This window comes from Pseudomonas sp. NBRC 111127 (genome assembly GCF_001320345.1).
GTDB lineage: Bacteria > Pseudomonadota > Gammaproteobacteria > Pseudomonadales > Pseudomonadaceae > Aquipseudomonas > Aquipseudomonas juntendi.
The window spans coordinates 1-11,728 of the sequence record NZ_BCBD01000169.1 but is presented as its reverse complement, the minus strand read 5'-3'; the positions used below and the strand labels follow the sequence as shown (position 1 = coordinate 11,728).

The window sequence follows — 11,728 nt, the reverse complement described above, 5'->3', positions numbered from 1 at the left end:
TCGCGAAAGTGCGGGGCCTCATGATAGAGCTCGTCGGTCCACAGCACCGGCAGGGTCGACTGGTGGCTGAGGTGGGCGGCGCAGTCCTGCTTGTAGAAGTCGTCGCGCTGATAGCGACTGATCCATTCATCGGGATAGTTGCTGTACAGGTAGAGCCTGGGCGTCTGCGTCGCGATCTGAATGCGCAGGTTCAGCCCCAGGTACTGCATGGCCAGGTCCTGCGCCAGATGCACTGCGATGTTGAACAGCTTCTTTGGGCTGCGCTCGTTGACGAACGCATCAAGATGTTCAGGTTTCCAGTGAAGCATCTGAAACACTCCTTGGGGCGCGGGATCCAATCCGTTTGAGAATCAGGACTAGTGTAGGAAAAGACCTACCGTTGTGTTGGGATTTTTTGCTATAGCCAACTGCATTCTCTGCGACTTTCATACCGGCACCCGGCGTGAGGCCCTACAAAGCGGTGGTTTTTATCCCGAGCACTTTAGGCGACACTGTGCACACGCCAACCCTGGAGCCCGATATGACCGCTAGCGCCGAAAAGTTCACCCGCCAGACCCTGCTCGATGTTCAGCCGCTGACGCCGAACCTCTTCAGCCTGCGGGTTACGCGCGATGCCGGGTTCCGATTCCGTTCCGGCCAGTTCGCCCGGCTGGGCGTGACCAAGGCCGATGGCAGCGTGGTATGGCGCGCCTATTCCATGGTCAGTGCGCCCCATGACGAGCACCTGGATTTCTTCTCTATCGTGGTGCCGGGCGGCGAGTTCACCAGTGAGCTGAGCCGCCTGGGGGCAGGTGATACCTTGCTGATAGACCGCCAGGCGTTTGGCTTCCTCACCCTCGACCGCTTCGTCGGCGGCCGCGACCTGTGGCTGCTGGCTACCGGTACCGGCATTGCGCCGTTCATGTCGATCCTGCAGGACTTCGAGGCCTGGGAGCGGTTCGACAGCATCAAGCTGGTGTATTCGGTACGCGAGGCCAGAGAGCTGGCTTATGTGGATGAAATTGCCGGGCTGGAACAGCGCGATTATCTGGCCGAGTTTGCTGGCAAGTTGCAGTTCATTCCGGTGGTCACCCGCGAGCAGCACCCTGGTGCGCTGAACCAGCGCATTACCACGCTGATCGAGAACGGTGAGTTGGAGAGGGCGGCGGGGCTGGAACTGTCCCCCGAGCATTCGCGGGTGATGCTGTGCGGCAACCCGGAGATGATCGACGAGACACGCAAGGTGCTCAAGGCACGCGACCTGCAGTTGAGCCTGAGCAAGCGCCCCGGCCAGGTGGCGGTCGAGAATTACTGGTAAGGCGCCGGGCCTGGGCACCGGCGCTGCCGGTGCCGGCGAGCAGGAGCGGGCTGCAAGGCAGCCCGGCAAACTCAAGGCAGGCGGTTCTGGTTCTGCGTCTTGAGCAAATCGCGAATCTCGGTCAGCAGGGTTTCCTGGGGGGTAGGCACTGGCGGGGCAGTCGGTGCCACGGCCTCTTCACGCTTGAGCCGGTTGATGGCCTTCACGCCCATGAAAATGGCGAAGGCCACGATCAGGAAGTCGATCACGGTCTGGATGAACTTGCCATAGGCCAGCACCACCGCCGGTACGTCACCTTGAGCGGCTTTCAGGGTAATGGCCAGGTCGCTGAAATCCACACCACCAATCAACAGGCCCAGCGGAGGCATGATCACGTCGCCGACGAAGGACGAGACGATCTTGCCGAAGGCTGCGCCGATGATGATACCAACCGCCATGTCGACGACGTTGCCTTTGACCGCGAAGGCCTTGAACTCATTGAGCATGCCCATGTTTAGATCCTTGTAACAAAAGGTGAGGTAAACGCAGTGTAAGCCACTTGAACGCTTCATGCGTTGTGTTCAGGGCAACTGACTGCGGTTAGAACGAATAGTTTTGTCGCATCCCGAAGCGCTCGAGGCACGTGCGGCTCGGCTATCATGGCGATTTTTCCAGGAGACCCCAACCCATGGCCAAGGCCAAGCGCATGTATGGCTGCACCGAGTGCGGCGCGACCTTCCCCAAATGGGCCGGCCAGTGTGGTGAGTGCGGGGCCTGGAACACCCTGGTCGAAACCATGATCGAAAGCGGCGGTGCCGCTGCGCCCAGCAGTGGCCGCGCCGGTTGGACCGGGCAGCAGGCACAGATCAAGACCCTGGCCGAAGTCAGCGTCGAGGAGATCCCCCGTTTCACCACCAGCAGCACCGAGCTGGACCGTGTGTTGGGTGGCGGCCTGGTAGACGGCTCGGTGGTGCTGATTGGTGGCGACCCCGGCATCGGCAAGTCGACCATCCTGTTGCAGACCCTGTGCAACATCGCCGTGGGCATGCCGGCACTGTATGTCACTGGCGAGGAATCGCAGCAACAGGTGGCCATGCGCTCGCGCCGGCTGGGCCTGCCCCAGGACAAGCTCAAGGTCATGACCGAAACCTGCATCGAGACGATCATTGCCACGGCACGAGTCGAAAAACCGCGGGTAATGGTGATCGACTCCATCCAGACCATCTTCACCGAGCAGTTGCAGTCAGCCCCTGGTGGCGTTGCCCAGGTGCGTGAAAGCACGGCGTTGCTGGTGCGTTATGCCAAGCAGAGCGGCACGGCCATCTTCCTGGTCGGCCACGTCACCAAGGAGGGCTCGCTGGCCGGCCCGCGGGTGCTGGAGCACATGGTCGATACCGTGTTGTATTTCGAGGGCGAGTCCGACGGCCGCCTGCGCTTGCTGCGGGCGGTGAAGAACCGCTTCGGCGCCGTCAACGAGCTGGGCGTGTTCGGCATGACCGACCGCGGCTTGAAAGAGGTCTCCAACCCGTCGGCGATCTTCCTCAACCGTACCCAGGAGGAAGTGCCGGGCAGCGTGGTGATGGCCACCTGGGAAGGCACCCGGCCCATGCTGGTCGAGGTGCAGGCGCTGGTGGACGACAGCCACCTGGCCAACCCGCGCCGGGTCACCCTGGGCCTGGACCAGAACCGCCTGGCCATGCTGCTGGCGGTACTGCACCGCCACGGCGGTATACCCACCCACGACCAGGACGTGTTCCTCAATGTGGTGGGCGGGGTCAAGGTGCTGGAAACCGCTTCGGACCTGGCGCTGCTGGCGGCGGTGATGTCCAGCCTGCGCAATCGGCCACTGGCCCATGGCCTGCTGGTGTTCGGCGAGATCGGCTTGTCGGGCGAGGTACGCCCGGTGCCAAGCGGGCAGGAGCGCTTGAAGGAGGCGGCCAAGCACGGTTTCAAGCGGGCGATCGTGCCCAAGGGCAATGCGCCGAAGGAGCCGCCAGCGGGGCTGCAGGTCATTGCCGTGACCCGGCTGGAGCAGGCCCTGGATGCATTGTTCGAGTAATTCGTAGCCTGTTCCGGCCCTATCGCCGGCACAGGCAAACGAAAAAGGGGGCCGATGATGCGCATCGGCCCCCCCACCTCACCGCTCAGGCAACCCTCAATGCTCGGCCACCGCCGCAGGGCGTCTGACCGTTTCATTGCCATGCTCGTCCAGCTCCAGCATCGGCACCTCGTTACCCTCGGCATCGAACAACTTGCCATCCTTGAAGTAGTCGCCATCGCGCAGTGCGGAAATGTCCGAATACTGGATGGTGCGCTCGTAGGCCGCAGCGAACACCGACTGGTTTTCCGAGTTGCCGGTGGTGAAGTGGTTGAAGATCAGGTTCAGCAGGATGGCCATGATCGCCGCCGAGCTGATGCCCGAGTGGAAGATGGTCTCGAACCAGTTCGGGAAGTGGTGGTAGAAGGTCGGCGCGGCGATCGGGATCATGCCGAAGCCCAGCGATGCCGCGACGATGATCAGGTTCACGTTGTTCTTGTAGCTGACCTTGGACAAAGTGCGGATACCACTGGCTGCCACGGTGCCGAACAGCACGATCCCTGCACCGCCCAGTACCGGGGTAGGGACGGCGGCAATGACCCGGCCCATGATCGGCAGCAGGCCGAGAACCACCAGGATCAGGCCACCGGTAGCCACCACATAACGGCTCTTGACGCCGGTAACGGCCACCAGGCCGACGTTCTGGGCGAATGCGCTTTGCGTGAACGAGCCGAAGATCGGCGCCAGAATGCTCGACGCCATGTCGGCACGCAGGCCGTTGCCCAGGCGCTTGGAGTCGACCTTGGTATCGATGATCTCGCCCACGGCAAGGATGTCGGCCGAGGTTTCCACCAGGGTCACCATGATGACGATGCACATCGACAGGATGGCCGCGATGTGAAACTCGGGCATGCCGAAATGGAACGGCGTGGGGAAGGCGAACATCGGGCCTTCGGTGACCTTGCTGAAGTCGGCCATGCCCAGCGCCCAGGCGATCAATGTGCCGACCACCATGGCCAGCAGGATCGACAGCCGCGAGATGCTCGCGCTACCCAGTTTGCTCAGCAGCAGCACAATGGCAAAGGTCAGCGCCGCCAGGCCGATATTGGCCACGCTGCCGAACTCAGGCGAAGCGCTGTTGCCGCCCATTACCCAGCGCGCGGCGACCGGCATCAGGGTCAGGCCGATGGTGGTGATGACGATACCGGTCACCAGGGGCGGGAAGAACTTGGTAATGCGCGAGAACACCGGGGTAATCAGGAAGCCGATCAGCGATGCCGCCATGACCGCACCGAGCACCCCCGGCAAGCCACCGCCACCTTCGCTGCTGAGAATGGCGCCCATGGTCGCCACGCCCGCGAACGACACGCCCTGCACCAGCGGTAGCTGGCAGCCGAAAAACGGCAGACCCAATGTCTGCAGCAGGGTGGCCAGGCCACCGGCAAACAGCGAGGCGGCGATCAGCATGCCGATTTCGCCACCGTTCAGGCCAGCGGCCTGCCCCAGGATCAGGGGCACCGCGACGATCCCCCCGTACATGGTCAACACGTGTTGCAGACCATAGGCCAGGTTGGCGCCCAGCCCGAGGTTTTCGTCCTCGGGGCGTTGAGCGGGAGACGTGCTAGGGGACGTAGTCATGGAGCAGGCTCTCTGTTTATTGTTGTGGCGCTACTGTAGACACTTCCCGTGATTGATTGCCACAAGAATTGTATACAATATTTTGATCGGAGCGCGCACAAGTGCGGCATCAGGGTGTGTTAAAACCCAATGCATGAGCCGTACCAACTTGTTTAAAGCTGTACTAGAGGGGTGTGTACAAAGTCCTGCTACCCAGCCTTAAAGCTGTCTGAGTAGACAGGAAACACAAAGTGGGAATGCCCTTAGCTAGCTAAGAGATTTCATTCTTCGATCAATTCCCGCAGCTCACGCATCATTATGGTGCCGTCACCCAGGTTCAATTCCACAAGACGGTGCAGATGGGTCATCGATTCGACATCGATGTAGAGGCAAATGAAACCTAGCTGGGTCTGCTCTTCGTGGCGCAGTTCGACCTGCATGGTCACCTGCGTTTGCTCGTCCAGCGTGATGATTGCGTCGAAGTTCTGGCTCAGGTCGGCATCCCATTGCTGCGGGCGTTCCACCAGCAGCCCCTTGAGCGAAATGTCCAGCAGCTTGGGCGACCAGCATCGGGAGCCTTGGTGAAGTTCGGTAGGGGCGTCGAAGCAGATTCGCTGGAAATGCCTACGTTCGTCGTGATCGCTCATGGGTAAGGCCCTCGGGTGGCATCCTGATCAGGGTGATGAAGGGTTTGTGCATCAGGTACTGCAATCTGGCCGCAGAGGCTCTAGACCAAAGCAAGTGTGGCAATGCCGCCTGACTCGCCCTAGACTCGGTGGGCGGTCTTTCCAATCCAACAGCTGGAAGCTAACCATGAACAACAATAATAGCCTGCTACGCCACATACCGTGGCTGGCGCTGGCAGTCATAGGGGCCTGCGCGCTGGGTGTTGTTGCCCTGCGTCGCGGTGAGGCGATCAATGCCTTGTGGATCGTGGTCGCGGCAGTGGCCATCTACCTGGTCGCCTATCGCTACTACAGCCTGTTCATCGCCACCAAAGTGATGCAACTCGACCCGCGCCGTGCCACCCCGGCGGTGCTCAACAACGACGGCCTGGACTACGTTCCGACCAACAAACACATTCTGTTCGGCCACCACTTCGCCGCCATCGCCGGCGCTGGCCCACTGGTGGGCCCGGTGCTCGCCGCGCAAATGGGCTACCTGCCCGGCACGCTGTGGCTGATTGCCGGTGTGGTGCTGGCCGGTGCAGTGCAGGACTTCATGGTCCTGTTCCTGTCTACCCGCCGCAATGGCCGCTCGCTGGGCGACATGGTGCGCGAGGAAATGGGCCGCATTCCGGGCACCATCGCCCTGTTCGGCTGCTTCCTGATCATGATCATCATCTTGGCGGTGCTGGCGCTGATCGTGGTCAAGGCCCTGGCCGAAAGCCCATGGGGCATGTTCACGGTGATGGCGACCATCCCGATCGCGATGTTCATGGGCATTTACATGCGCTACATCCGCCCGGGCCACATTGGTGAAATCTCGATCATCGGCGTGGTGCTGCTGTTGGCCTCGATCTGGCTGGGGGGCCAGATTGCGGCCGATCCGGTATGGGGCCCGGCGTTCACCTTCACCGGTGTGCAGATCACCTGGATGCTGGTCGGTTACGGTTTCGTGGCTGCGGTACTGCCGGTGTGGCTGGTGCTGGCGCCGCGCGACTACCTGTCGACCTTCCTCAAGATCGGTACCATCATCGCCCTGGCCATCGGCATCCTGGTGACCATGCCCGAGCTGAAAATGCCGGCGCTGACCCAGTTCACCGATGGCACGGGCCCTGTGTGGAAGGGCACCCTGTTCCCGTTCTTGTTCATCACCATTGCCTGTGGTGCGGTGTCTGGCTTCCACGCGCTGATCTCCTCGGGCACTACGCCCAAGCTGCTGGATAACGAAACCAACGCCCGCTACATCGGCTATGGCGGCATGCTGATGGAGTCGTTCGTGGCCATCATGGCCATGGTGGCTGCGTCGGTGATCGAACCTGGCGTGTACTTCGCCATGAACAGCCCGGCAGCCGTGGTCGGCGCCGATGTGGCGTCGGTCGCGCAGACCGTGAGCAGCTGGGGCTTCCTGATAACGCCCGAGCAACTGGAGGCGGTGGCCCGCGACATTGGCGAGCACACCATCCTGGCCCGTGCCGGGGGTGCACCCACGCTGGCGGTAGGTATCGCGCAAATCCTGCACCAGGTGCTGCCGGGTGAAAACACCATGGCGTTCTGGTACCACTTCGCGATCCTGTTCGAGGCGCTGTTCATCCTCACCGCGGTCGACGCCGGTACCCGTGCCGGGCGCTTCATGCTGCAAGACTTGCTGGGCAGTTTCGTACCAGCCCTGAAACGCACCGAGTCGTGGGGTGCCAACCTGCTGGCCACCGGTGGTTGTGTAGCGTTGTGGGGTTACCTGCTGTACCAGGGCGTGATCGACCCGCTGGGCGGTATCAACACCCTGTGGCCACTGTTCGGTATCTCCAACCAGATGCTGGCGGGTATTGCCCTGATGCTGGGCACCGTGGTCCTGATCAAGATGAAGCGCGAGCGCTACATCTGGGTCACCCTGCTGCCGGCAGCCTGGCTGCTGATCTGCACCACGGCGGCTGGCCTGATCAAGCTGTTCGACCCGAACCCGGCTGTAGGTTTCCTGGCCCTGGCCAAGAAGTACAGCACCGCCCTGGACGCCGGCCAGGTTCTGGCCCCGGCCAAGGACATCGGGCAGATGCAACACGTGATCTTCAACGCCTACACCAACGCCGGCCTGACCATTCTGTTCCTGCTGGTGGTGTTCAGTGTGCTGTTCTTTGCCATCAAGGTCGGCTACGCCGCCCTCGGCCGCAAAGAACGCAGCGACAAGGAAACCCCATTCCAGGCCCTGCCTGACGCTTGAGAGGACCGCTGTCATGTTCAACGACCTGGGTCGACTGGGTAAGTACCTGGGGCAGGCCGCCCGCCTGATGGTCGGCATGCCCGACTACGACAACTATGTCGAGCACATGCACAAGACACACCCGGACAAGCCGGTCATGACGTATGAGCAGTTCTTCCGCGAACGTCAGGAAGCACGTTATGGCGGCAAGTCCGGGCCCAAGTGCTGTTGAGTCTCAAGCGTTAACCTGTACCGGCCTCATCGCTGGCAAGCCAGCTCCCACAGGCACTTCACAGGCCTCCAGGTTTGTGCGGTGCCTTTGGGGCGCTCTTTCAGGTACTGCCCAGGCGTCAAGGTTTGCGCGGTACCTGTGGGAGCTGGCTTGCCGGCGATCGGGCCAGTGTTTTTTCCGCACAGGAGATGTTCTGCGTGCAGACGCCCATTCCCGTAACCATCCTCACCGGCTTCCTCGGTGCCGGTAAGACCACCTTGCTCAAACACATGCTCAAGGCCGAGCATGGTCTGAAGCTGGCGGTGATCGAAAACGAATTCAGTGACGCCGGCATCGACAGCCAGTTGCTGGGCGACCAGCCGGTGCAGGTGATGACCCTGGCCAACGGCTGTGTGTGCTGCAGCATCCACGGCGACCTGACCCGCGCCTTGTACCTGCTGCTCGAGCGCCTGGATGCCGGCGAAATCGCCTTCGACCGCCTGGTGATCGAATGCACCGGCCTGGCCGACCCGGCGCCGGTGGCGCAAACCTTCTTCATCGACGAGGAACTGCGCGAGCGCTACATCCTCGACGGCATCATCACCCTGGTCGATGCCAAGCATGCCGAGTTGCATTTGACCCAGACCATCGCCCAGGCCCAGGTCGGCTTTGCCGATCGCCTGTTGCTGAGCAAGACCGACCTCGTCGAGCCGGCTGCGGTCCAGGCCCTGCGCGAACGCCTGGCCCGTATCAACGGGCGGGCGGCGATCCGTGTGGTCGAGCACGGTTGCATCGACCTGGCAGAGTTGCTGGACGTGCGCGGCTTCAACCTCAACCCCGACCTGGGCGCAAACCTGAAACCCTCGCTGCGCCCGGTGCTCAAGCCAGCCACCCCCGACCGTATCGGCACCCTGGTGCTGCGTACCGAAGCCGCGCTGGATATCGACCGCCTCAGCGGCTTCATGAACGACCTGCTGGAAACCCATGGCAAACAGCTGCTGCGTTACAAGGGCGTGCTGAACATTGCCGGCGAGGACCGCAAGCTGGTGTTCCAGGGTGTGCTCAAGCTGTATGGCTTCGACTGGGACGCCGAGTGGGCCGAAGGCGAAACCCGCGAAAGCGTGATGGTCTTCATTGCCGATGACCTGCCCGAGGCTACGATTCGGGCTGGGTTCGAGGCGCTGGCTGAGGGCTGACCCGGCGCGGCGAGGGTGGCGCGAACCACTGCGGCCACGAGCTGCGGTGGCGCGTTTGCTCCTCGATGCAGGGGATCAGCCGCTCCCTCAGCACGGCGGTTTGCCCCACGGCCTTGGCAGTGCGGTACTTGATGCTGTGGATGCACTCGCGGTCGCCGAACTCGCAGCGGTTGAGCGCGGTGCCCCCACAGGGGCCATTGGCCAGGCCCTTGGGGCAGGTTTCCGGGCAGGTGTACAAGGTGTCTTCCAGGCGGCAGCGGCCGCAGGTATCGCAGCCAACCAACGGGCGCTTCACACTGCGCTCCAGGGTGTGCAGCACCTGTGCGCCAAGGCGGGTGGTCCACAGTGGCTGGCGCACCGCCCAGCCAAATGCCTTGCTCAGGCTGTTGCGGCGGCTGAACAGCAGCCCATGCATGCCATGCATCAGGTGGTAGCGGGCTTTTTCCTTGAACGAGGCATCGACCCTTGATTCGCCCTGGCGCCAGTTGGCCTGGGGGGGATGGAAGGTGACTGCCGGCAGCCCCGGCATCTGCCAACTGGCTTGCCAGGCGGGCGCCCATTGCTCCAGGGTGTGGACGTGCGTTTGCCAGTACGCCAGTCGCGCTTCAAGGGCAAGCAGCTGCTTCAGGTCATGAATGCCCGACAGGTGCACGCCCGCGTAACCCATCAGCTTCGTACCGATGATCTGCAAGGCAAGGCGGTCAACGCTGCGCGCCTGGGCAAAAGCCTTGGACTGCGCCATTTCTGCTTCGAGCATTTCGCGCATGGAGGGGGTAACGGTCACGCCGGCGACGTGGTCGAGCATCGCTGCACGGCCATGGGTGAGGCTCATCAGGCAGGCCAGCATGGGTTTGGGCGCGGCCTGGCGGCGCATCCAGTGCATGGCTTCCTGGTGTTTGGCTGCGTCGAAGCCCAGTTGCAAGGTGAGGAAGTCGGCCCCCGCAGCCAGTTTTTTCTCGGCCTTGAAGTACTGCGCGCCGCCTTCTTCCTCGTGGTACTTGAATGGGTTCAGCGCCGCGCCCAGCAACCAGTGCGGGCAGGCCTGGCGGGCAATCTGCAGCGCGGCCACCGACTCCAGGTAGCGCACCGGGCGCTGGCCGGGTTCATGCCCAGGCAAACGGTCACCGGTCAGCAGCAGCAACTGGTCGAGGCCGGCCGCCTCCATGCGCTGCAATTGCGCGAGCAAGTGGTGGCGTTCGCGGTCCTTGCCGGAGAAATGCGGCAGGGCTGGCACCGGGCGGTCGAACGAGGCCAGGGCGTCCAGCGGCGACATGTCCAGCGGGCTGCCGACGCGGTCGCCGATGGCCACGGTCATTGGCCAGCCGCACAGCTGCGCACGGTCCATGATCGCTTGCATCGCAGCGAAGCGTTCTGCAGAGGCTTTGGGCACAAACTCCATGACACAGACGAAATGGTGTTCACGCAGCGCGGTTTTCAGCAGGCTCATGAGGCCGGGCACCTGGTGTGGTCAGGGTGGCATTGTGCGGCAGAAGGGGCAGGAGGTCATGTCCGGATGCGCAGGCTGGTGCTCTGAACAAGACATGGGTCGGCCCCTGCGCCCTCAGGATCATGAGAATTTCTTGGGTTTATCTCAAATTTTATGAGTTTGTCTCAACACCACGATCCACTGGAAAATCCCCTCATCAATTTGAGCATGCTGAGGGGCGACACATGGCACTGGCACACAACCTGGGCTTTCCATACATTGGCGGCGACCGCGAACTGCGGGCCCGCCATTGGCAAGTGCAGAAAGACGCCGGTATCGAACTGCTGCCCGTCGGCGAAACCGGCCAATGTGGCCAGCTGCCGGGTACCGATGACCAGCCGTTTGCCCTCAACTGGGAACCCTTGTTCGAAGAGGTGGAGCATGCCAACGCGCTGGGCCATGCCATCAAGCCTGTCGTGATCGGCCCGTTGACCTACCTGTGGCAGGGCCAGGCACGCAACGCCGACTTCGACAAGCTGGAACTGCTCGATCGCCTGCTGCCCTTGTATGATCAGGCCCTCAACCGCTTGGCTGCGCTGGGCGTCGAATGGGTCCAGATCGACGAACCGATCCTCGCCCACGACCTGCCCCAGGACTGGAAAAACGCCTTCGAGCGCGTCTACAACATCCTGCAGCGTGCACCATTGAAGAAGTTGATTGCCACGTACGCCGGTGGCCTGGATGGCAACCTTGGCCTGGCCGCCAACCTGCCAGTCGATGGCCTGCACATCGATCTGGTGCAGGCGCCCGCACAGTATCAGGCCATCCTTGACCGCCTGCCGGCCTATAAAGTGCTGTCGCTTGGCCTGGTTGATGGCCGCGATGGCGCGCCTTGCGAACTGGACAATGCCCTGGGGCTGTTGCAAGACGCCCATGAGCGCCTGGGGGCGCGGCTGTGGCTGGCGCCGGCCTGTTCGTTGGCGCATGGCACCGTAGAGGTGGCTGTGCAGAAGTGCCACGAAGTGGCTGCGCTGGCCGCCTCGCTGGAGCAGTACCGAGTCGCGGCTTGATCATCTGCTGCTTGTGCCGCCCTGTTCGCGGGCTT

Annotated in this window: 11 protein-coding genes; 6 read left to right on the top strand and 5 right to left on the bottom strand. The window is 62.6% G+C overall.

Annotation, left to right across the window (positions count from 1 at the left end; genetic code table 11):
• On the bottom strand, window positions 1–308 hold a 308-nt coding region (locus tag APH30_RS22900; protein WP_177333777.1), incomplete at its 3' end, for an autoinducer binding domain-containing protein.
• Window positions 309–520: 212 nt separating this feature from the next.
• On the opposite strand from APH30_RS22900, the gene APH30_RS22895 reads away from it, so the two are divergent.
• On the top strand, window positions 521–1,297 hold the full coding sequence (locus APH30_RS22895; RefSeq protein WP_029888026.1) for a ferredoxin--NADP reductase: 777 nt from the start codon (window positions 521–523) through the stop codon (window positions 1,295–1,297).
• 71 nt (window positions 1,298–1,368) lie between these two features.
• On the opposite strand, the gene mscL is transcribed toward APH30_RS22895, so the two are convergent.
• Entirely contained in the window at window positions 1,369–1,788 is a 420-nt protein-coding gene (mscL, locus tag APH30_RS22890) for a large-conductance mechanosensitive channel protein MscL (RefSeq protein ID WP_029888025.1), read from the bottom strand.
• Between the two features lie 176 nt (window positions 1,789–1,964).
• Here mscL and radA point away from each other — a divergent pair, with 176 nt between their 5' ends.
• Entirely contained in the window at window positions 1,965–3,335 is a 1,371-nt protein-coding gene (gene radA, locus APH30_RS22885; protein WP_009681282.1) for a DNA repair protein RadA, read from the top strand.
• Window positions 3,336–3,431: 96 nt separating this feature from the next.
• Here the strand turns inward: radA and APH30_RS22880 are convergent, their stop codons facing one another.
• Both APH30_RS22880 and APH30_RS22875 read right to left on the bottom strand, forming a co-directional pair.
• Window positions 3,432–4,952, bottom strand: coding sequence for a nucleobase:cation symporter-2 family protein (locus APH30_RS22880; protein WP_054906235.1), 1,521 nt, complete (start codon window positions 4,950–4,952; stop codon window positions 3,432–3,434).
• 260 nt (window positions 4,953–5,212) lie between these two features.
• Entirely contained in the window at window positions 5,213–5,578 is a 366-nt protein-coding gene (locus tag APH30_RS22875; RefSeq protein ID WP_054913843.1) for a PilZ domain-containing protein, read from the bottom strand.
• 166 nt (window positions 5,579–5,744) lie between these two features.
• On the opposite strand from APH30_RS22875, the gene APH30_RS22870 reads away from it, so the two are divergent.
• From APH30_RS22870 to yjiA, 3 genes are all read left to right on the top strand, one after another.
• Complete coding sequence (locus tag APH30_RS22870; RefSeq protein ID WP_009682653.1) at window positions 5,745–7,811, top strand: carbon starvation CstA family protein; 2,067 nt, start codon at window positions 5,745–5,747, stop codon at window positions 7,809–7,811.
• Window positions 7,812–7,824: 13 nt separating this feature from the next.
• Window positions 7,825–8,022, top strand: coding sequence for a YbdD/YjiX family protein (locus tag APH30_RS22865; RefSeq protein WP_009682654.1), 198 nt, complete (start codon window positions 7,825–7,827; stop codon window positions 8,020–8,022).
• Between the two features lie 197 nt (window positions 8,023–8,219).
• A complete protein-coding gene (yjiA, locus tag APH30_RS22860; protein ID WP_054906238.1) occupies window positions 8,220–9,197 on the top strand; it encodes a GTPase in 978 nt (325 codons plus the stop codon).
• Here yjiA and APH30_RS22855 read toward each other — a convergent pair.
• Complete coding sequence (locus APH30_RS22855; RefSeq protein WP_054913842.1) at window positions 9,157–10,644, bottom strand: methylenetetrahydrofolate reductase C-terminal domain-containing protein; 1,488 nt, start codon at window positions 10,642–10,644, stop codon at window positions 9,157–9,159. The genes yjiA and APH30_RS22855 overlap by 41 nt on opposite strands.
• A 224-nt stretch (window positions 10,645–10,868) precedes the next feature.
• Here APH30_RS22855 and APH30_RS22850 point away from each other — a divergent pair, with 224 nt between their 5' ends.
• Window positions 10,869–11,693 (top strand): 5-methyltetrahydropteroyltriglutamate--homocysteine methyltransferase, encoded by an 825-nt coding sequence (locus APH30_RS22850; protein WP_054913841.1) that lies wholly within the window; start codon window positions 10,869–10,871, stop codon window positions 11,691–11,693.
• Window positions 11,694–11,728 lie beyond the last annotated feature (35 nt).